The organism is Gordonia sp. p3-SID1431 (assembly GCF_025143765.1).
GTDB classification, from domain to species: domain Bacteria; phylum Actinomycetota; class Actinomycetes; order Mycobacteriales; family Mycobacteriaceae; genus Gordonia; species Gordonia hongkongensis.
The window spans coordinates 27,180-47,016 of sequence record NZ_JAMBDT010000009.1 but is presented as its reverse complement, the minus strand read 5'-3'; the positions used below and the strand labels follow the sequence as shown (position 1 = coordinate 47,016).

Sequence of the window (19,837 nt, the reverse complement as noted above, 5' to 3'; positions counted from 1 at the left end):
GAGAATTCGCGCAAACTACTAATCGCATTCCTGCGTAAAGGGTGTCTCAAGGCGCATTTCCCCGCCGTCCGCACGGGCCTCACCTCTCCAGGGCGCACACGCCCACCTCACCACCGAAGGAGCATCATGAAGCTCTCTGCCGCACTCGATGTCGACGTCGTCGCCCTGGAATCCGCCGATGAGCTGACGGTTCTCGTGGAGCTGGTGGCACCGGAGGCGCCGACTGCGAACCGGCCCCCGACGGCCCTGCAGGTCGTTCTCGACCGCAGCGGCTCCATGTCCGGCGCGCCGCTCGACGGCGCCAAGAAGGCGCTGGCCGGGGTGGTCGCCCAACTCGACCCGCACGATGTGTTCGGCGTCGTCACGTTCGACGACACGGCCCAGGTGGCGCTGCCTGCGTCGTCGTTGATGGACAAGCAGCGCGCCGTCGACGCGATCAGGGCCATCGAAACCGGCGGTTGCACTGACTTGTCGTCGGGTTATCTACGCGGCCTGCAGGAGATACGGCGCGCCGGGGAGTCTGCCGGTATCCGCGGCGGGACCGTCCTGGTGATCAGCGACGGTCACATCAACAGCGGGATCCGCGACGTCGACGAGTTCGCGGGCATCACGGCGAAAGCAGGATCCAAAGGGATCGTCACCTCCACCATGGGCTACGGCCGCGGGTACGACGAAACGTTGCTGTCGGCGATCTCGCGCGCCGGCAACGGAAATCATGTGTTCGCCGATAATCCGGATGCCGCCGGTGCTGCCATCGCGGGTGAGGTCGACGGCCTGCTCTCGAAGTCGGCGCAAGCGGTCACCTTGACCGTTCGATACGACCAGCGCGTCCACGAGCTCGCGTTGTTCAACGATCTTCCCGCGCACCAGATCGGCGATGGTGAGGTGATGATCGAGCTGGGTGATCTCTACGCACTCGAGGAACGAAAACTGCTGCTGCGCATGAAGGTCGGTTCGATTTCCGCCCTCGGCCTGACCGAACTGGCAACGTTGCAGCTGCGCTACGTCGAGACCGCGTCCCTCGTGGAACACACGGTGTCGCTGCCCGTCGTCGTGAACGTCGTCCCTGGCGACGAGGCTGCAGGCCGTGTCCCTGACCCGAAGGTGTACTCCGAGCGTCTCTACCAAGAAGGTCAGCAGGACAAGCTGGAGGCCTCCCGAGCGTACGAGGCCGGCGACATCGACGGCGGTTCGCGGCGCCTCGCACGATCGCGTCAGAAGCTCGAGTACGCCATGCAGGAGGCTCGTCCCGAGGACCGTGCGGCCATCGCCGACGAGATCGCGATGCTCGACCGCTTCGGAGTCAGCGCAGGCGCCCTGGACAGCGTGTATGCATCCAAGGCGATGCGCGCCTCGTACCACCGGACGAACCGCAAGCGTGGCCGACGCCATTGAGGATGTCCGCTTGTTCCCACCCATCCGACTGAAAGGACCTCACGTGAGTCGACTCACCATCGCCCAACTCGACCGAGCCGCAGGGGTTCTCCTCGGTACAGCCGCCGGGGACGCGCTCGGCGTTCCGTACGAGTTCGAAAGCAGAAGTCTGGGTTCTGACGAGAGACCGATGATGCTCGGCGGCGGACTGGGCGACTTCGCACCCGGCGAGTGGAGCGACGACACGTCGATGGCCATGGCGATCGCACTCGTTGCTGCCAAGGGCGCCGATCTCACCTCTGAGGACGCGATCGACGCCATCGCGACGAACTTTCTGAGTTGGTTCGACGGCAACCCACCAGATGTCGGAGTACAGACCCGCGCGGTGCTGAGCGCCGTTCGACGCGGGTCAGCTTCCAACCATGAGCGCGTCGGGTCCCTCATGCGGGACGAGGCAGCGCGTTTTGCGCAGACACATCCGCGGTCGGCAGGCAACGGAGCGCTCATGCGAACCGCACCGGTCGCGCTGGCGCACCTCCACGACCGGGACCGACTGGCGATCGCCACCCGCGCCGTAGCGGAGCTGACCCACGCCGACCCGCTGGCCGGCGACTCGTGTGTGCTGTGGTCCGAAGCCATCCGCACAGCCGTGCTCACCGGGCGGGTCGCTGTGTCCACCGGCCTCGACCTGTTGCCCTCCGACCGCAGGTCGCGGTGGTCGCAATGGCTCGACGAGGCGACGACCGTAGATCCGAAAACGTTCACTCCCAACGGTTTCACGGTGACCGCGCTCCAGGCCGCCGTCGCCGCGATCATGCAGACGCCGATCCCGGACGACGTTCCGTGCCGCCACCTGCAGCACGCGCTCGATACCGCCATCCGCATCGGGAACGACACGGACACCGTCGCAGCAATCGCGGGCGGTCTACTCGGTGCCCGTTGGGGCGCAAGCGCGGTGCCCTGGTCCTGGAGGCGCGCGCTACACGGTTGGCCTCGGCAGGGTTGCTCACCGGAGGACCGGCCGAGCGATGCGCGGGACCTGGTGCGCCTCGGCACCTTGGCCGCGCGCGACGGGCGCGCAGATCCGAAGGGATGGCCGACCGTCGAAGACGTCCGCTATCGGGAGCATGTCGCCACCGAGGTGGTGGCGCATCCGTACGACGACGGCGTGTTGTTGGGGACGCACGCCACGGTCGACCATGGGGCTGACGCAGTGGTGTCGATGTGCCGGGTCGGTCGACGTCAGACTTGCTTCGCGGGCGCTGCCGACATCGTCGAATCACGGTTGATCGACTCCGACGATCCAGCCGACAACCCGAACCTGGAGTTCGTGATCGCCGACACCGCAGACGCGGTTCGTGGTCTGCGCGCCCAGGGCAGAACCGTGCTGTTGCACTGCGTGGCCGGACACCAGCGAACACCCAGCGTGGCTGTCGCTTACGGTGTCCTGCTCGGCCATCCGGTCGCTGAGGTACAGCAGAAGGTGCTCGAACTACTACCGGCGGCACGGGGTCGCGGACTCGTGTGGGACGCCGGCTCGTCTTCGATCGCAGCTATTTGACCGCCTCGGCCGAATCCAGCAACCGCGGCGCCTCACCGGCGTAGCTTCGCAACTGCATCCACCGTCCGACGCTCCCAGGGGAGACAACCATGTCCGGCTCACGCCTACGTGCCGTCCATCAACTGATCGTGGTCGCGGTTGCGCTACTGACCATCACCCTGGCCGCGCCCGCAGCATCAGCTGCTCCGCAACGGAGCCAACCGGTGGCCGGAACAGCGGGGCACGGATTATGCCTCGATCTGAATTCGTCGGAGGTCAAGCTCGGCCTCCGCGCGGTCGGTCCCCCTTTCGGGCAGCCCGGACTGCGATGGGTAGCGCGTCGCGCACCGATGGCGCGATCGCTGGATCGCGCGCCTAACTGCCCGTCCCTGATGTGGGCGACGTTCGACGTCGCGGGCGGCACCGTCTCGTCGCCGGCCGTGGTGCTGCTCTTCCGGCCCGGAAAGTACCTTGGTGTCACCAACCGCCCGACCGGACACACCCGGGTCAGCGGATTCACTCCGGTGAGCGTCACCGTGACCTACCGCTGGCCACGTGCCGCGGACGCCAATGCCAATCCGACGGGTGGCCCGGTCTCATCGACTTTCGTACAGGTCTTCGACCGCGTGTTCAGGTTCGGGGAGTTGCCGCCGGGGGTGTGACAAGCGACTTTCATAGCTTGGGTAAAGATGCGAAGGTTCTCGATTCTCGGTCTCACGTCTGCCGGCGACGCCTATCGTTGAACGATGGCGTCGACTTCACCCCGGCTCCGCACAGGTCAGACGATCACCAACGACGATGGCCGGAAGTACTGTATTCAGGCGTACATCGCCGGTGGAGGTTACGGCTCTGTGTACCGCGCGACGGCAATGTCGGGCCGCGGACAACGCAAAGCCACCACCGTCTGCGTCAAAATCTGTGCGTCCGCTGACGACTGGCATTGCGAGGCACACTTCGGCAACCTGCTGTCCGGATACTCGGAGGTGGTCGAGCTTCTCGATTCGTTTGCGTTCGGCACCGGGGCGGGCCGGCGCACTCGCTATGTCCTTGTGACGGAGTACATGCCCGAAGGGACCGTCGCCGATCTGGCAGACGACCGGGACTGGCACGGTTGGACTCCAGGTCGAGTCCGTCGCGAGATCAGCCGCCTGCTGAAAGTGCTCGCACTCATGCACGCAAGTGGCGTGACCCACCGTGACATCAAGCCCGCCAACGTCTTCATCCGAGATGGGCATCTCGTTCTGGGCGACTTCGGTATTTCCAAACATTCGCTGACCCCCAGACGCTCTGCTATCGACGCCTACACCCCTGCCTACTCCCCGAACAACATGGACGAACGACAGAACTGGGCAACGTGGGTGGACATCTACCAGGTCGGGTTGCTAGCCGGTACCTTGCTGACGGGCAACGATTTCGACAGCAGTCACGTGGGCGGCATCCGCGACTTGGACATCCCCGACGATCTGAAATGTTGGATGTGGCACGCCACCGCACATCACGGCCTTCGATACGTGAGCGGGTTGCAAGCATCTCAGGCGCTTCGGCAGCTACGAGATGTCGACATGAGAGACAAGTCCGGGCCGAAATCGATACGGGGACATCATGTGACGCTCACAGGTCGGTTCGCCACCGGGTCGCAACGCAAGTTGGCGCAGATGATCAGTCGCGCCGGTGGAACCGTCCAATCCACGGTCACCGACAAGACGACAGTCCTCGTCCGGGCCGGCAATATGGCGAATACGGTAGGGGTTGGCGAGGGAAGCAAGCTGTTCGAAGTCCGCGAACGCAAACGTCGCGGCGAACGAATCCATGTCATCAACGAGGAGCGGTTAAGCACATTGCTCAACCGCTGACCCGTGCTGTTCATTCTCAAAAAATGGCAGATCCATGTCGCCCTACGAGTTCGAGTTAGTGCTCAATCAGCGAGCTCGGCGCCAGCGTCGAGAACCATCTTCTGATGTTCCATCCGGATCGAGCGGCTCTTTTGGATCGACCAGGCTCCCCAATTTACCAGCATCAGGGGAGTGCAGCTTCCCTTCCTCAGGGAAGTCAGCCTCCAACCGAAGTAATCGGACCTGAGTTCGTTCAGCACTCGCGCCTAACGAGAACCCGATCTTCGTCAACCGGTTGGCGATATCTGAGTCCATTCGAAACGCCGACTGGCTCTCGATGTTGATCGCTACCCGTCGAGCACCATTCAGCAACACAGCACGACGAGCAGCCTCAAAGCCTGCCTCATCAGGATAGACGCTCTGGCCCGGGTCAACAGGCGGTCCCCCTGTACCAAACTGTTCGAACGCCACTTCTTCTCGAGTGGTCCTCGAGAGGTCTGCAGATCCTCCTCCCGCCTGAGGAATTCGTCCCCGAATTGACAGTCGCGACACGCCACCGCGAAAACTCTTTGTGACGACAGTGTGTGCCCCTAGAGTCTGGACGATTCGCAGAGCCTCGTTGAACTTGTCCGTCATGACCAACGTGTCGTACTGCCCATAGGGAACTAGCCGCGCCTCGATTCGTGGATGTCTAACATAAATGACCTTCGCTATTGTCGGTTCGTTGCCGAAGGTATAGTCGCTGGCCTCTGTGAACGGAAACTGTAAGACCGACGCGTCGTCGGTCTTGACAGGATCCTTCTCATAAAAAGAAATTAGCTGCATCATGCCACCTCGATTTTCCTACCGTAGTGCCCACCATCATTGATCCATGCCGACTCAGTTTGTCCACCGTCGCGCCGACAGTAATCTGGACATTGCGTGCACGTCCCAGCTTTGGGGCACGCCCCGGCGCGAGAGACTTATCGGACTCAGAGCGTCCACCGGTCCGTCCACTGCGGCCGTGGGCTGATCCCCGCGATTCCATACCGGCGCGCATCAGACACTCCTTGCTATTACAGCTGCCGCTCCCACCCGACAGAACACCAACTCCAGTCGAACGACCCTCTCCCCCGTCGCCTTTCGCAGCAGATCGGCGTAGATCGCCAGCTGCGCCCAGTAGGCCTCGAGCGTGTGCGCAGCGACACCGACGTCGGTCTTGTAGTCCGCGATGACGAGTCCGCCGTCGGGGTCGCGGTAGACCAGATCCGCGATGCCCTCGACCACCGTTGTGCCATCGGGACCCAGCCCCGCGAGCTGCATCTCCTTCCAGTGCTCGCCGACAGCCGCGCGATGGACGGGTTCGGACTCGAGTGCAGATCGGGCCAGTGCGACGAAGTGGTCGACGTCGACGATGCCGACGGCAGCAGCAGCCTGGCGGGCGACCGCCTCGAAGGTCTCGTCGAGGACCGCGCCTAACTCGGTCTGCTCCAAGACCCCGTGCAGGGCGGTGCCCAGCGAAGCCCCGCTGTCGACGCCTCCAATGCCGGGTGAAACACGCTCTCCTGCAGTGACAGTCAAGAGACCGGCTTCACGGTAGCGTTCCAGCAGCGCAACCTCGGCGGCATCATCACCATGCACTATCCGCGTCGCCGAGTACGACGCACGCAACGCCGACGACACCTCGATTGCGGCCGTCTCGGCTGTCCACTCATCCCAGGGCTGCCGCTCGAACTGCTCGATCGGATCGTCGTCGCGTCGTACCGGTTCGATCAGCTCGGGCACCCTGTTCGGCAGACCGTCCAGCGCGGGAGCCAGCGTCGCACCCCACGAGGCACCTTTGCCCGTGTATCCGGAAACGGCGAGGTGACTCTCTGCGCGAGTGCAGGCAACGTAGAGGAGTCGCTTCTTCTCAGCCTCGGCGTGGACCTTCTCCGCGTCGGCTGCCGGCTTGTACCCCTTCGACGTCACCGACTTCGACACGCATGCCTGCAGTGTGCCGCTCGCATCCCAGAGCAAGGACTCCGGCAGCGTGCGGAATCCGCCGCTCATCCCGGCGACCACGACCATCGGAAATTGCAGACCCTTGGCGGCGTGGATGGTCATGATCCGCACGGCGTCCACGCCGATCTCGGGAAGGACGGTCTCGGCCACACGCGCGTTTTCGTCGGCCTGGGTGTCGGCCCAGTCGATGTAGTCGCGCAACGATCCCCGATCCTCGGCGTACCACGCGCGAGCCTGATCGATGACGAACCGCAGTCGTCGCCACACGTCGCGGTGTCGGGGCGAATCCATCGAGACCTCGAAGACGCGTCGGTCGGTCGCCAACCGACTCAGCAGGGCACCGGGATTCAGGTCACCGAGCTCGAACGACAGCTCGCGCAGGTACCGATATGCGGCGGCAACGGGTGAGGATCCGAGCACCTCGGTCGGAGCGTCGGCGTGGATACTCCATCGGCCGTTCGCTGTGCTCCACCGCAGCAGGTCGTCGTCGCCACAACCGAACAGCGGTGTGCGCAACGCCGCGACGAGAGCCGCTTCGTCGGCGGTGTTCGCCGGCGCCCGACAGGTCACCAGCAGGTCATGAACCTCCTGCGTCGAATAGACGAGACTCGACGCTTCCGAACGGAATTCGATCCCTGCCGCATCCAGACTCTTCTCCAGGAAGGGCAGAACCGTGCGCGACGGGATGAGGATGCAGATGTCTTTCCATGTCAATGCCGCATGCTCGTAGGTCTCGTCGTCGGCTCGCGACTCTCGACACCAGCCCTTGTCGACAGCCGTTGCGATGATCCGGGCGACATCGCGAGACTCCCGTGCTCGAATCGCCTCCGCCGGCGACAGCGAAGCCTCATCGTCGACGGGCTCGTCGTTGTCAGGGAATACGAATGGTTCCGGACCCCACTCGATGTCCCACCGAGGCCTGCTCGGCACGGGGTCCAGCGGCGTGTAGGTCGCCTGGACGTGACCGTCGGCGACGATCATCCGACCGAACACCGTGTTGATCCATTCGATGACCGGCCGTGTGGAGCGGAAGTTGGTCGTCAGTTGGACGACGTCGGCGGCAGGGGTCTGGTCACGCGCGGCCATGTAGGCGGCGATGTCGGCCCGGCGGAAGCGGTAGATGGACTGCTTGGGGTCACCCACCGTGAACAGCCTGCCCGCTTCGTCGGGGCCGGCGACGATGCGTTGCGCCAGCTCGAGTTGCAGCGGGTCGGTGTCTTGGAACTCGTCGAGCAGCACCCGTTGGTAGCGCTCGTGGGTGGTCGCGGCGACGGCGTGATTGCTGAGCACGTCGCGTGCAAGGACGAGTAGGTCATGGAATTCGAGTTGGCCGCTCCGCTGCCGCTCGCGCGCTTCGTCGAGGACGATCTCGGACAGATGCCGCACCACCACGCGAACTGCGCCGTCGACATAGGTGCCGACGATGTCGGGACAGATCTCGTCACGCAACGCCTTGATTCGAGTCTTGATCTCTTTGACCTGAGCGGACCCACCGCGCCAGTTCTTCCCTGTGCCAACGTTTCCCGGGCCTGGACAGAGAGCCGCGACGGGTATCCATCCTGTCGCATCCCGTTCTGCCGCAACAAGGATGCGCCACTCCTGCAGCTCGGTCAGCTTCTGCGCGAGCTTGTCGTCGAGGTCGAGGCAATCGGCGAGGTTGTCGGCGATCGCGTCTGCCTCCCACAGCATGCGGTCGATGTGTGCGGGAGCGATGCCTTGTGGGTTGTCGTCGAGGGTGAGGCGGTCCCAGTTGCGGTCGAGTGCGTCGGCGAGCGCGCGCATCTGATCGAGCGAGGCGCCGGCCGCCATGATGATGCCCATGGCGTCGACGAGAATCGGCGGCGCGGCGTCGGTGAAAAGGCGGGTGCGCATGCGTCGCCAGCGGCGTTCGAACGACAGCTGCGACCCCATCGCGTCGACGACCGCGATGCGCGGGGGTACACCGGCTTCGAGTGGATGCTCACTGATGATGCGGGCGGCGAACGCATGCAGGGTGCCGATGGCCGCGGTGTCGATCTGTTCGAGGGCACCGCGGGCACGTTCGGTGTCGTGCTCAGCCAACTCGACTCGGATTCGTTCGCGAAGTTCGGCTGCGGCCTTCTCGGTGAACGTGATGGCGGCGATCCGATCGAGTTCGATGCCGTCGTGCAGGACGAGCCGGCAGATGCGGCCGACCAGGGAGTGGGTTTTGCCGCTGCCGGCGCCGGCTTCGACGAACAGGGTGGTGGCGGTGTCGGAGGTGATCCGATCGCGGGCTGCTTGGTCGGCAAGAGGGAGTGCGGTCATGTCAGCCTCCGTACTTCCGTACATAGTCGGCGATTTCGTCAACGTCCTCCAACGCAGCCCAGGCACGGCGGAGTCCGGCGCGGCCGAGGAGGTCGATGACCGGCAGCTCCCAGTGTGTGTCCTCGACCTTGGGCGGGAAGTGGCCGGCGAGAATCGAGCGGTGGACGAGGGCCATGTCGTCGATCAGGGTCGCGATGACGTCGTCGGTGACGGGATAGCCGATGGAGGCGAACTTGCCTGTGGAGGTCACGAACCAGTACCGGGCCTCGACGTCGGCTCCTAGCGTGCGGGCGAACAGTCCGTAGACGGGGAGCTGGAACTGTAGCCCCGAATTGGTGGGAGCGACGTCGGAAAGGTCCTTGTACTTGTCACCCTTGCCGGTCTTGTAGTCGGTGACGCGGATGCGGCCGCCGCTGTGTCGGTCGATGCGATCGATCTGGCCGCGGAAGCGGATTCTGTTGTCGCCGAACGCCAGTGACACCTCGGCTGCCGAGTCGGTGCCGAATGTCTGTTCAGCGTGCGTCGGGCGCCAGCCATCGTCTTGGTCGGCGCGGTTGTGCTTGTGCCAGTCGGCGAGATCGCGGAGCATGATGCCGCGGTCTTTGGCCCACAGTTGCTCGAGCCAGCCGGGACTGTTGGCCTGCGCTTCGTCGAGTACCTCATGGGCGACGAGGTGCAGACGGGCGAGGTCCAGTTCGGCGCCGTCGATGGTGTCGAGAACGTAGCGCTCGAGGATCGTGTGAATGAGAGTGCCGCGGGTGAGGGCGTCGATCTGGGCGACCTCGTCGGGGTCGCCCAGCGCACGGAGCTGCAGAATGTGTTCGAGGAAGTACTGATAGGGACTTTGCACCCAGAGTTCGAGACCGGTCGGCGACACCGGGCGGTCGAAGGTGGTGATCAGCTCCTTGACCGTCGACAGGTTGCCGTTGAACCGGGTGAAGCGGCCGTTCAGGCGGTCGCTGCGCAGGTTCATGCCGAGGTTGATGATCGGGTCGTCGAGGGCGCCGCGGCGTTGATCGGCGGGGACGGCTGCGAGCTCGCGGAGCCGCCATTCGGTGTCGGATGCGGCTGATGCACCTATTCGGTCGTCGGCGCGCTGGGCGGCGACGTCGAAAGATTCGACCGCGACGATCGGCTCCACGTTCTCGGTTTCGCGTTGCCAGTTCACGACATTGACGTCACGACCGGCCAGTCCGCCCATCGCCGGGATGAGCCATCGTGACGGCACCCTCTCCGCGCCACCGCGCAGGTTGCCGCGGGGGAACGTGACGATCCGTTCCGTGCGCCCTGTGCTGACCGCACTCGCAAAGGCGATACGTTGCCGTTCCATACGCTCGCGGGCGGTGATGCCGGTGAGTTCTGCAGGTAGCAGCGGATCGTCGCGGCGGGGTGCGGGGATGATCCCTTCAGCGCTGCCCATGACGACACTGACGTCCAGGTCGCGCCCGGCGCCCGCGGCGATCGGTCCGATGGTCACGCCTGCGCCGGAGTCTCCATGCATTGTTCGGTGCGCAGTCAGGCGCACGCTGACCGCATCCAGAACGCGCGCAGCGTTCGGCGGCGGTGCGATGCCGTCCATGCCGGCAAGGCTGATGCAGTCGGCCCGGGTAGTGGCAAAGTCGGCCGCAGCGACCTCGCGCGTGGGTGTACGGAAGTAGCGGTCGACCAGTGCAACCAGCCGTCCGGCCGCGGTGGTCCAGTCGGGCGCTTCGACGATGGCGTGCAGGTCGGCTTGCAGCTGTCTGACGTACGTGTACAGCGCTACGGCCATCGCATGATGCTCTTCATGTGCACCGACACGGGTGAGTCGTTCCCAGTCGGCGCCGCCGACGATGGGTTCGTCCTCGCGGGTGAGGCGTTCGAGCCGACGTTGCGAGATCGGGTCGTCGTCGATTTCGGGGCGCCGGACTGCACCCCCGGCGAGGAGGGTGAAGAGTTCGCGGCGCGGCATCCCGTCGAGGTCGAGCTTGAGCAGCCCGAGTAGTGCACGGCCGGTGGGTCTGTCGACGAGCGTGTGGCATTCGGGCCCGGTGAAGGCGATGTGACCGGCGGTGAGGTGTTCGTGGAGCAGTGGTAGGTATGGGTCATCGCTGCCGTAGAAGACGCCGATGCGGTGGCCGGGTGTGCCCCCGGCCAGATGCTTGCGCACGAGGCGGACAACGGCTCTGACCTCGTCGTCGGCGTCAGAGGTGTGGATGATCCGGGTTGGCGAGACGGTGACCGCCTGTTCGACGGTCTCACCGTGTTGTTGGAGTGCACGCAGGAGCTTCTGCTCGGCGCGGGTCCTGCTGACAGGGTGGTAGACGATCACCGCGCCGAGGTCGGCCAGACGTTCAACTGCAATCGCATACGCCTCGTGCGGGAGGTAGTACCTGGTGATCAGACGCTCGATCGCTGCGCGATATACGCGGAGGAGGTCGGCGACCAGGGGCGTCGGTGAGTCCACCCGCGGCTCGTCGATTGCGGTGAGTTCCCAAGCCGCGCCGGCGAGGGCTTGCGCCGTGATGGATTGGTCGGCGACGTCGGTGAAGACTCCCGGGACGTCGGCGAAGACTCGCGCAATCGCGGCTTCCAGCAGTGGATATGCGAGTGCCAGGCGAGGTGCGAGAGTTGGACCCGCGAGATTCGAGACGACTTGCTGAAGCGTGAGAACGCTAGTGCTGGCCACGGACCCTGCTCGAGCCAGACTGTGGAGGACATCCCGTCCGGAGCCGTGGTCGGGCACGACGACACTGACCTTGGCGAGTGGCGCACCAGCTTTCATCCGCATAACAGCTTCGGCCAGGAGGTCGATCGGGGGCATGGGGTCATGATGCCTGGTCCGTCTGACACATCATCGATGTTGGACTGACCGGTGGGTCGTGGTGCTCTCGGTCGAGAGCCTCTCCGCGATGTCCGGCTACAGAGTGTCGGACCTGCGTTCTATCCTGAGGGCGTCAAGTGATCCTGCGCCGGCTACGGCGCGGACCATCTCACCGCTCCCATTCGAGAGCACTCCCCAGCTCGCCCGCGTTCGGGTCCTCGTCGAGGTCGAACGTGGCCGGAAAGGAGACAACCATGGCCAAGGACACCTTCGAGGCAGCCGTAGAAACGGCGTGGGCTCACTTCGAACGCACGCTGACAGCTCGGCTGGCAACGATGGAACTCGACGACATCGTCTTCGTCATGCCGACGGAAAACACCGGCCTCCGCTTCGCTCTGCGATTCGGCCGGCGGAGACACGGGTCATTGCACGCCACCATCGCCTGTGAGACGACCGGTTTGGACGATCTCATTCGAACGTCCGGTTGGCGGAAACGAACTGACGGGCGCTTGACCTGCGAACGGCACCAGGGACCCGCCGCCTTGGCGGAGATCGCCGCGCAGACGCTGCGCGAAGTCTGGAACGTCCCGGATCCCAGCTTCATCTGTGATGTCGGTCGGCCCCGTCCAGACCGGGCGCCGGTGATCGACCCCGAAAATCTCGGACCGGATCGGTTCCGCCTGCTGATCCGCGACGAACTCGCCACCTTCTGCGGCGGGTCCTTCCCCATCCGTTCCGACGCCACCATCGCACTTCCTACAGCGCATTTCACGTCGTCGATCGGCATCTCCCTTGACGCTCCGTGTATCGACATCTTCGGGCACCTCGAATCGGACGTCAGGCGCCCGCGATTCACTCAGGGCCTACTCGACGATCTCGCGGGTGACTACCCCACCGTCGAGTTCGTCCTCGACGGAACCGACCTTTGGGCTGTTCGACGCGTCGACGCCCGCTGCTTCGGACGCGACCATCTGTTCACGGGGCTCTACCAGTGGTTCGACTTCGTCGACAACGGGCTGCCCCGACTCCACGACCGGCTTCACCCGGCCCCACGGTTACAGACCGTTCGACGGGGTAGGCCCGCCGGTGACAGGATCGTCAACCTGCAGCCGCGGCTCCAGCACAACAGTGACTGACGCTCGGGGACTGCGACCCACTCTCAATGTGACAGTTCAATTCTCACCACAGGAGGAACCATGAGCACACCTTCCAAGAAAGTCCTCTACATCGACATGGACAACACTCTCGTCGACTTCGAGTCCGGCATCGCGAAACTGAGCGAGGCCGAGCAGCAGCGGTTCCACGGCGACCTCGATGACGTCCCGGGAATCTTCTCGTTGATGGAGCCGATGCCCGGCGCCATCGAAGCGTTTCACGAATTGTCCGGGCTGTTCGACACCTACATCCTGTCCACCGCACCGTGGGACAATCCGCTGGCCTGGACCGAGAAACTGCTCTGGGTGAAGTTGCATTTCGGTCGAGGCGAAGACTCGCCCGCCTACAAACGCCTGATTCTCTCGCATCACAAGAATCTGAATCTCGGCCATTACATCATCGACGACCGGACCGCGCGTGGGGTCGAGCAATTCCAGGGCGAGCACATCCACTTCGGGCAGCCGGACTACGAGAACTGGGAGAAGGTCGTCGCGCACATGCGTCCGCTGGCAGCGACATAGACTCGACCCCATGTCCGCGCCCGCCGATCCGCTCGAGCTCGGGCAGAAACTCGTGGCGATTCTCGAGGGCGGTAGGCGGACGGCAACGTACAAGCTGGCCGTGCTCGTCGCACTGTTGGACCTCGCAGTCGAGTCGGTTCCCGCCGACGCAAACGCTGAAGTCGACATCAGCCTCGACGACCTGACCGACCGCGTCATCGAACTGTACGCGCGACAGCTGCGACCGCTCGACGGTCACCGACTTCGTCAGTCCACTGACGGTCGCGGAGTCATCTTCAATGTCGTTGCGACTCTGGGTTCGTCCAATGTGGGGCCACGGGTGAGCGGGCTCAGAGTCGGCGGGCCCCACGACTCTGACGCTTATCGAGCCGCACACTCGACAGTCAAACGCACGCTGGTGAGGTACCCGCTGAAACTACTCCAGAACCTGACATCAGGCGACACCAACTCGCGCTTCCTGTACGACGATTCCTGGATGGGGACCGACTCCCGGAAAGTGGTTACCGCACACGGCGACAAGCTGACCTTGTTCCCCGGCGTATGCACGGCGCTCGCCCGCTTGGCACCGCTGCTCAAGCCGGCCTTTCAGCTCGCCTGGATCGACGACGTTCGACGCATGAACAAGTACATCCTCGACGACGGCCCCGATTTAGCGCACCATCTGTTCGGCGCCGACCGCGTATCCCTGCAGCGAGCAGGCGACGCACTGGTCGACGAGTTCGGGGCAGTGTGCTTCTACTGCGGCAACACAATTCGGCGCAACCGGCACGTCGACCACATCCTTCCCTGGTCGCGCGTAGGTATCGACGGACTCACCAACCTTGTGGTGGCCTGCCAGGTGTGCAACTCCAGCAAGTCCGATCGGCTTCCCGCCCCGACCCACGTGAGGCGCGCCCTTGGTCGCGGGAGGCCCACGCTCGACGCCATCGCCAGCGAGATCAACTGGCCGAGCCAGTACGACCGCGTCGTCGCGGCGAGCCGCGGACTCTACGCCACCCAGCCGATCAACACGCCAATCTGGCTGGACCGCAACACCATCACGCTACTGGCGCGGACCGACATCAGCTGGAACGCCTAGGTCCGCGTCTCGGTACACGTGTTCGCTGCGCCTCGGCGAACGTCCCAACCGAGACTCTGTTCCGTGATCCGACGCTCAGACGCCAGGCCGCGACAGCGAATGCTCCTTGACTGAACGTGTTGATCGACTGCTCGACCCACTGCAACGCGACCGTCTGCTCCTGCCCTGCCAACGGCCCCAACGTGTAAGTGCCCACCAGACAGACCACCAGAAACGCCACCGTCGTCACATCTCGGTCGCGCCATGCGTCGCGCGCGAGAGCTGCGTACAGCGCGGTGGCTCCGACGATGACACCGACCAGGTACCGGCCCGCGATATCCGGTACCGCGACGCCGATGGCAGCCGCACCCACTACGGGCGCCGCGAGAGCAATATTGCGGACTCCCCACGCGCTAGCGGCCAGAAGCAGGAACCCGCAACCCATCACAGGGAACAGGGCATCCGCGAGCCTCGGGATGTCCGCGATACCAGTGGCCGACAAGAGCTTCTCCGTCGCCTTGGCAAACCCACCCGCGAAGATCATCGCGGCACCGATGTACGCAAGCGCCGCCCCCAGGCGTCGCGCGACGAGGAAGGCTCCGACCGCACCCAGCACGACCGGCACATAGTCGAACAGTGCGAGCGGCACCGAGACCTGATCCACGGGTGTCACACTCACACCCGAGCTTCCACTGCCGTACGCACGGCGCGTCGTTCACCCATATTATTCAGCATGCTGAACAATATACTGGACGCGTCCACTGCCACCGCATTGAGCTGCGGTGAACTCTCGACTTCGGCACGCGACACGCTTGACCGCGCTCCAGCGGTGGGCTCAGATGGACTGATGAGCGACGAACTGTTCGAGCACAAGACCAAGACACAGCTCACCCGTGAAGAAGCAGCGAAGCGAATTCACGAACTCGCCGACGCGATCGCACGCCACAACGAAGTGTCGTATGTGGAGAACAACAAGACAGTGCGCGTCGACATCCCGGACACGGTGCAGTTGAAGATCGAGATCGAACGGGGCACCGAGGAGTCCGAGCTGGAGATCGAGATCTCCTGGTAGACAGGCGCAGCGTCTGTACTCAACAGTCCGTTGGGTGACCCGGCCACCGGCGAACCTCATCTCGACTCCTGGACTTCGATCGAGGTCTGGCCATCGAGTTGAGGTCTGGCGGTCGCGGGGGTACTGACCCCTGTGGTGCAGGATGCTCCTGGCTGCGACAACATCCAAGTGTTCCGCTCACGGTGATGCAGACTGTCGGCGTACTCAGCTGCGCCCGATAGCTTCGTCGGCAACCAGACCGTCGAAGGAGCACCATGACCGAGACCGCCACCCGCCTCAACGACGTGGACATAGACGCCGTCGGCCAATTGGTCGCAGCGATCCACGGAGATGCGACCAAGGCACAGACAACGTGGGCCGCGCACGTCCGGTGGACCGGTTCGTTCGCATCCGAGGCCCGTATTCGAAACTTCCCGCCTGTGGCGTCAGATGAGCCCGCCGTCCTCGGTGGCGGCGACACGGCACCCAACCCGGTCGAGCAGTTGCTCGGCGCCCTGGGCAACTGCCTGGCTGTCGGCTATGCCGCGAACGCCACCACTGCGGGCATCGAACTAAAGGACCTGCGAATCGACCTGAAGGGCGACCTCGACCTGCACGTGTTCCTCGGCCTTGCAGAAGGTCACGCAGGCTTCGAATCCATCACCGCGAGAGTCACACTCGACTCCGACGCACCGCGCGAGAAGCTCGACGAACTGCACGCCAAGGTCCGGGCCAGCTCACCTGTCGGACACACCCTCGGCAACGCGGTGCCAGTGGAGATCGTACTGACCTGAGGACTCCGAAGTTCTCGGACTCGGCGACCGTCTGGTCTACGAGTCGGCTATCGGATTCTCGCGTACCCAACCGGGCGCATCGTCATCCAGTGATCAAACGATCCAACTTCAGACTCTTGGGCTACACCACTTACCGTCTCATCGCCGCGAGGACATCCGAAGCTATCGAAAGGCCCTTCTCGGATTCGATGTTCGGGAAATCCTCGAGAACCTGTCTTCTGAATTCAATCAATTCGCTGTTGGCCTTGCGGCGCGGCGCCCCAGGCGGCAGTTGCGGCGCCATCGGAACGAACAGCGCAAGCAACATGACTACGAAACCGGTCCAGAACAGCGACATTGCGATCGACTCCATTGCAGCGTCGTCGGCTATCACTCCCGCGAGTCCGATACCGCTGCCGGTGAGAGCGAGGATCCCACCCGGAACGAACAGAAGAAGAAACCAACGGGCACGAACACGGGTGGAACTCAGTAGTGCGCCGCGCACGAGCACATCCCTGTACTGGTCGAGCCGAAGACGCAGGTTGCCTTCCGGCAGCTTCTCGCTGATCTCTATCAGCAGCATTATTCTCTCCCAGCTCCCCTTGGTAGCCATGTCGCCGCGCGCTTTCACAGTCACAGCAAGCGCGCCGATCAACGCAGTAGCCAATCCGCCGATCAGCGGTATCCATTCAGTCATATGTCGATACTCGCCCAGGGGTCCGACAAAGCCTCGACCTGACGTCCCCTTATCTGGCACCGAGACCTGGATGCGGGTCACGGTGCTGCGTGGGCCAGGACGCCCTGGGTTCGGCGGACGACCCTGAAGTGCGAAGACACCCGAGCACCGGCCCCCACCGCGCGGGCGTATCGTCACCGTGTGACCGACCGCATCACCGACGAACGAACATCCGAACATGGCGTCGCAGGTCACGCGATGCTCGATAATCCGGCTCTCGCGTCCCTGACCGGACCGCATGCCCACTTCGCGCAGCGCCACGGTGCGGCCCTGCGGTACCACCCCGACGTATGCCCCATGGCGGCTCTGCCCGACTCCCCCACCGCGGAAGACTGGTCGGACGCCGCCCAACTCGTCGGTCCGGGTGGCTCCCTGTTCCTGCCGGTGGTCACGAATCGAGCTCCCGCCGAATGGGATACGACGATGGATCTGCCCGGCGTGCAGATGATCGACGCCGGACTCGACACTCGACCAGACGACGAAGCCGTGACACTGGCGCACGAGGATGTGCCCGAGATGACCGAGCTGGTCCGACTCACCCGCCCAGGCCCCTTCCGGCCGAGGACCATCGAGATGGGCACCTACGTCGGGATCCGACGCAACGACCGCCTCATCGCGATGGGTGGCGAACGGTTGAGCCTACCGGGATACACCGAGATCAGCGCCGTGTGCACGGACCCCGACCATCGCGGCCTCGGACTCGCCTCACGACTCGTACTCGACCTGGCGCACCGCATCCGGGCACGCGGCGACATCCCGATCCTGCATGCTGATGCCCGCAACGTCGGCGCAATCCGACTGTACGAGCAGCTCGGCTTCGTCGTCCGCCGGGAAGTGCTGTTCCAGATCGTCACTGCCCCAAAGTGATCACGGTGCCAGAAGCCTACAGTCGATCGCGCCTCAGCGATTTCACCAGCGGCGCAATCTCATCGAGGTAGATCGAGGCCAGCACATCCGATTCGTCGGCCAGGTGCCGCACCCGATCGGCCTCTGCCCGATCCCATTCGGTGGCGACGGCGTGCTCGAAATCGTCGATCTCACCGACACGGTCGAGCCACGCTTGCTTCTCCTGGCGATGTTGAATCTGCGCGACGATCTGCTCGTACCCGGCGAACGCCTCGAGTCGCCGCACGAGTTCGTCGAGTCGCCCCGAAAGGAGGAACGATTTGTCGGCGAAGGTCGAGACCACTTCCGGGTCGGCGGCCAGGTGTCCCGACGGCGCCTCGCCGAGCAGCGCGAACTGGTCGCGAAGGCCGACGGCCGCGCTCGCGATTGCGGTGACCTCACTGCCCAGGTCGACGCGCACGGAGTGGCGATCGAAGAAGTCGAGACGCCACGCGGGTAGTTCACTGATGCGGTCGGCAACCGCCGCGGTCGTCCACGCGATCTGGCCTATCGGGTCGGATGCGAAGCGGTCGAGTGCGCCGGTGTCGGATCCGTCGGGGAGTCCTGGGGTGCCCGCGCCGGGCCCGGGTTGCCCGACCGCAACCGTACCTCCGACCTCCGGGCGCGTCGGTCGTCGCGCATGCCCGAGAACATCGCCGAGAACGCGCCGATGGCCATTCCCATTAAGACGACGAGGGCCGCCGCCATGACCACCACGAAGACGGCAATCACGACGTACATCATCAATCCAGTACACCACGGTTGACGACGAGGTGGCCGATTCCTGTGCAGGACAGCGCACGCCTGAAGATGTCGGACCCCGTGCATACCCTCGAGCCACAACCGACTCCGTGGAGGTCCCCAATGCCCATGACCATCGACGACGACTGTTTAGACTTCGCATTCCCGGAGGTCCACGCCGAGGCCCGCCTGTCCATCGCAGTGCAGCGAACCCTGCGCGTCCCCGATGACCAGACCACATTCGGTCTACCGCCCGGGCTGGGACGCTTCCACCTCACGAACGCAGGCAGACTTCGAGGCCGGCATGCCGATTGGTCCGAGTCCGACACGCTGCTCCCCATGTGGCAGGCCGAGGCGGCATGGTTTCGCTTCACCTCCCCGACCGACTACCCGTTCCTCGTACGCATGTCTGTCGGCGGGATCGATGCGATCACCGGCGAGGATTTCGCGCAAACCGTGGACTTCGACGCCGAGGACTATTTCGAGGTACCCGAACAACCCTGGCTCGACGGTTTCCGCGTCGACGAGAGATCCGTCCGTCAGTTCGTCGCCATGCCACTCGGCTCCGGTTACACCGCCGCGGAGCAGCTCGTCGGGTCCGACGACGGCGCGATACGCATCCAGGTCACGCCCCTCCGCGCGTCGACATGGAACGAGCGCCTGGCTGCTCGACGCGCGACACCGGAGCCGCCGGCTGATCTCGGCACCCTGAACTTCTGTCCCGCACCTACATCCGACTCCGCGATGGGCCTCGGCGCGGGTGGGTCGATCACCCAGTCCATCGCCAGTCCGCTCGAGCCGCGCGAGAACTGGGCGGTGGGCGACACCGTCGAGGCGACCGTGCGGATCGTCAACAGTGACGCATGGCACGATCTCACCGGGTCCGCACCGCACCATGCTCCACCGACGATCACCGAGTACCAGCGATACGGCTATCCGTGGTTCGAGTGGTACGACGACTCGCTCGCCCGCCGCGGCGCGTCGAAGCTGTCGGGAGTGAAGACCATCAAGGAGATCGGTGACGGTCTGGGTCAGACACCGCTTCCGGACAATCCCAGCTTCGACCCACCTGAGCCGCACATCGTCGGGCCCTAGGCGGC

General features: G+C 64.5%; 18 protein-coding genes. 11 read left to right on the top strand and 7 right to left on the bottom strand.

The features are described 5' to 3' along the window. The first annotated feature begins 126 nt into the window (after nucleotides 1-126). The 4 genes from M4D77_RS04335 to M4D77_RS04320 all read left to right on the top strand — a co-directional run bounded on the left by M4D77_RS04335 (nucleotide 127) and on the right by M4D77_RS04320 (nucleotide 4,767). On the top strand, nucleotides 127-1,395 hold the full coding sequence (locus M4D77_RS04335) for a VWA domain-containing protein (RefSeq protein ID WP_247451017.1): 1,269 nt from the start codon (nucleotides 127-129) through the stop codon (nucleotides 1,393-1,395). Nucleotides 1,396-1,438: 43 nt separating this feature from the next. Continuing rightward, nucleotides 1,439-2,935: an ADP-ribosylglycohydrolase family protein gene (locus M4D77_RS04330; protein WP_247451016.1), complete on the top strand. Its 1,497-nt coding sequence runs from the start codon at nucleotides 1,439-1,441 to the stop codon at nucleotides 2,933-2,935. A gap of 89 nt (nucleotides 2,936-3,024) precedes the next feature. Then, a complete protein-coding gene (locus M4D77_RS04325; protein ID WP_259935619.1) occupies nucleotides 3,025-3,576 on the top strand; it encodes an LppP/LprE family lipoprotein in 552 nt (183 codons plus the stop codon). Nucleotides 3,577-3,660: 84 nt separating this feature from the next. Continuing rightward, nucleotides 3,661-4,767 carry a protein kinase domain-containing protein gene (locus tag M4D77_RS04320; RefSeq protein ID WP_259935618.1) on the top strand — a complete coding sequence of 369 codons (1,107 nt, stop codon included), beginning with the start codon at nucleotides 3,661-3,663 and terminating at the stop codon, nucleotides 4,765-4,767. 66 nt (nucleotides 4,768-4,833) lie between these two features. On the opposite strand, the gene M4D77_RS04315 is transcribed toward M4D77_RS04320, so the two are convergent. The 3 genes from M4D77_RS04315 to M4D77_RS04305 form a co-directional block, all read right to left on the bottom strand. Beyond that, a complete protein-coding gene (locus M4D77_RS04315; RefSeq protein ID WP_137810108.1) occupies nucleotides 4,834-5,574 on the bottom strand; it encodes a hypothetical protein in 741 nt (246 codons plus the stop codon). A 210-nt stretch (nucleotides 5,575-5,784) separates the two neighbouring features. Further along, nucleotides 5,785-9,015, bottom strand: a complete 3,231-nt coding sequence (locus tag M4D77_RS04310; RefSeq protein WP_259935617.1) for an exodeoxyribonuclease V subunit beta — start codon at nucleotides 9,013-9,015, stop codon at nucleotides 5,785-5,787. 1 nt (nucleotide 9,016) lies between these two features. Further along, nucleotides 9,017-11,818, bottom strand: coding sequence for a PD-(D/E)XK nuclease family protein (locus M4D77_RS04305; RefSeq protein ID WP_259935616.1), 2,802 nt, complete (start codon nucleotides 11,816-11,818; stop codon nucleotides 9,017-9,019). Between the two features lie 254 nt (nucleotides 11,819-12,072). Between M4D77_RS04305 and M4D77_RS04300 the strand changes: the two genes are divergently transcribed. From M4D77_RS04300 to M4D77_RS04290, 3 genes are read left to right on the top strand one after another with little or no spacing between them, the layout of a single operon-like run. Further along, nucleotides 12,073-12,954, top strand: coding sequence for a TY-Chap domain-containing protein (locus tag M4D77_RS04300; RefSeq protein WP_247451008.1), 882 nt, complete (start codon nucleotides 12,073-12,075; stop codon nucleotides 12,952-12,954). 60 nt (nucleotides 12,955-13,014) lie between these two features. Further along, on the top strand, nucleotides 13,015-13,494 hold the full coding sequence (locus M4D77_RS04295) for a 5' nucleotidase, NT5C type (protein WP_065631191.1): 480 nt from the start codon (nucleotides 13,015-13,017) through the stop codon (nucleotides 13,492-13,494). Between the two features lie 10 nt (nucleotides 13,495-13,504). After that, on the top strand, nucleotides 13,505-14,572 hold the full coding sequence (locus M4D77_RS04290) for an HNH endonuclease (RefSeq protein WP_137810112.1): 1,068 nt from the start codon (nucleotides 13,505-13,507) through the stop codon (nucleotides 14,570-14,572). On the opposite strand, the gene M4D77_RS04285 is transcribed toward M4D77_RS04290, so the two are convergent. Continuing rightward, complete coding sequence (locus tag M4D77_RS04285) at nucleotides 14,556-15,200, bottom strand: hypothetical protein (RefSeq protein ID WP_259935615.1); 645 nt, start codon at nucleotides 15,198-15,200, stop codon at nucleotides 14,556-14,558. The genes M4D77_RS04290 and M4D77_RS04285 overlap by 17 nt on opposite strands. 198 nt (nucleotides 15,201-15,398) lie before the next feature. On the opposite strand from M4D77_RS04285, the gene M4D77_RS04280 reads away from it, so the two are divergent. Both M4D77_RS04280 and M4D77_RS04275 read left to right on the top strand, forming a co-directional pair. After that, nucleotides 15,399-15,623, top strand: a complete 225-nt coding sequence (locus tag M4D77_RS04280; protein WP_065631193.1) for an amphi-Trp domain-containing protein — start codon at nucleotides 15,399-15,401, stop codon at nucleotides 15,621-15,623. Between the two features lie 254 nt (nucleotides 15,624-15,877). Then, the gene (locus M4D77_RS04275; protein WP_259935614.1) at nucleotides 15,878-16,396 is read left to right on the top strand and encodes an OsmC family protein; all 519 of its coding nucleotides are present in this window, start codon (nucleotides 15,878-15,880) and stop codon (nucleotides 16,394-16,396) included. Between the two features lie 130 nt (nucleotides 16,397-16,526). Here the strand turns inward: M4D77_RS04275 and M4D77_RS04270 are convergent, their stop codons facing one another. Then, complete coding sequence (locus M4D77_RS04270) at nucleotides 16,527-17,072, bottom strand: hypothetical protein (protein ID WP_065631195.1); 546 nt, start codon at nucleotides 17,070-17,072, stop codon at nucleotides 16,527-16,529. 180 nt (nucleotides 17,073-17,252) lie between these two features. Here M4D77_RS04270 and M4D77_RS04265 point away from each other — a divergent pair, with 180 nt between their 5' ends. Continuing rightward, the gene (locus tag M4D77_RS04265) at nucleotides 17,253-17,978 is read left to right on the top strand and encodes a GNAT family N-acetyltransferase (protein ID WP_259935613.1); all 726 of its coding nucleotides are present in this window, start codon (nucleotides 17,253-17,255) and stop codon (nucleotides 17,976-17,978) included. 16 nt (nucleotides 17,979-17,994) lie between these two features. Here M4D77_RS04265 and M4D77_RS04260 read toward each other — a convergent pair whose 3' ends face one another. Together M4D77_RS04260 and M4D77_RS04255 are read right to left on the bottom strand one after the other, a co-directional pair. After that, the gene (locus M4D77_RS04260; protein WP_259935612.1) at nucleotides 17,995-18,417 is read right to left on the bottom strand and encodes a hypothetical protein; all 423 of its coding nucleotides are present in this window, start codon (nucleotides 18,415-18,417) and stop codon (nucleotides 17,995-17,997) included. 86 nt (nucleotides 18,418-18,503) lie between these two features. After that, nucleotides 18,504-18,740, bottom strand: coding sequence for a hypothetical protein (locus M4D77_RS04255; RefSeq protein WP_259935611.1), 237 nt, complete (start codon nucleotides 18,738-18,740; stop codon nucleotides 18,504-18,506). 120 nt (nucleotides 18,741-18,860) lie between these two features. Between M4D77_RS04255 and M4D77_RS04250 the strand changes: the two genes are divergently transcribed. Beyond that, on the top strand, nucleotides 18,861-19,832 hold the full coding sequence (locus tag M4D77_RS04250; RefSeq protein WP_259935610.1) for a hypothetical protein: 972 nt from the start codon (nucleotides 18,861-18,863) through the stop codon (nucleotides 19,830-19,832). Nucleotides 19,833-19,837: the final 5 nt, after the last annotated feature.

What these genes read in the sequence shown, in the direction of transcription:
- M4D77_RS04335 (WP_247451017.1), top strand. Translation starts at nt 127, where the DNA reads ATGAAGCTCTCTGCCGCACTCGATGTCGACGTCGTCGCCCTGGAATCC.
- M4D77_RS04295 (WP_065631191.1), top strand. Translation starts at nt 13,015, where the DNA reads ATGAGCACACCTTCCAAGAAAGTCCTCTACATCGACATGGACAACACT.
- M4D77_RS04255 (WP_259935611.1), bottom strand. Translation starts at nt 18,740, where the DNA reads ATGATGTACGTCGTGATTGCCGTCTTCGTGGTGGTCATGGCGGCGGCC.
- M4D77_RS04280 (WP_065631193.1), top strand. Translation starts at nt 15,399, where the DNA reads ATGAGCGACGAACTGTTCGAGCACAAGACCAAGACACAGCTCACCCGT.
- M4D77_RS04320 (WP_259935618.1), top strand. Translation starts at nt 3,661, where the DNA reads ATGGCGTCGACTTCACCCCGGCTCCGCACAGGTCAGACGATCACCAAC.
- M4D77_RS04290 (WP_137810112.1), top strand. Translation starts at nt 13,505, where the DNA reads ATGTCCGCGCCCGCCGATCCGCTCGAGCTCGGGCAGAAACTCGTGGCG.
- M4D77_RS04315 (WP_137810108.1), bottom strand. Translation starts at nt 5,574, where the DNA reads ATGATGCAGCTAATTTCTTTTTATGAGAAGGATCCTGTCAAGACCGAC.
- M4D77_RS04305 (WP_259935616.1), bottom strand. Translation starts at nt 11,818, where the DNA reads ATGCCCCCGATCGACCTCCTGGCCGAAGCTGTTATGCGGATGAAAGCT.
- M4D77_RS04270 (WP_065631195.1), bottom strand. Translation starts at nt 17,072, where the DNA reads ATGACTGAATGGATACCGCTGATCGGCGGATTGGCTACTGCGTTGATC.
- M4D77_RS04300 (WP_247451008.1), top strand. Translation starts at nt 12,073, where the DNA reads ATGGCCAAGGACACCTTCGAGGCAGCCGTAGAAACGGCGTGGGCTCAC.
- M4D77_RS04325 (WP_259935619.1), top strand. Translation starts at nt 3,025, where the DNA reads ATGTCCGGCTCACGCCTACGTGCCGTCCATCAACTGATCGTGGTCGCG.
- M4D77_RS04310 (WP_259935617.1), bottom strand. Translation starts at nt 9,015, where the DNA reads ATGACCGCACTCCCTCTTGCCGACCAAGCAGCCCGCGATCGGATCACC.
- M4D77_RS04250 (WP_259935610.1), top strand. Translation starts at nt 18,861, where the DNA reads ATGCCCATGACCATCGACGACGACTGTTTAGACTTCGCATTCCCGGAG.
- M4D77_RS04275 (WP_259935614.1), top strand. Translation starts at nt 15,878, where the DNA reads ATGACCGAGACCGCCACCCGCCTCAACGACGTGGACATAGACGCCGTC.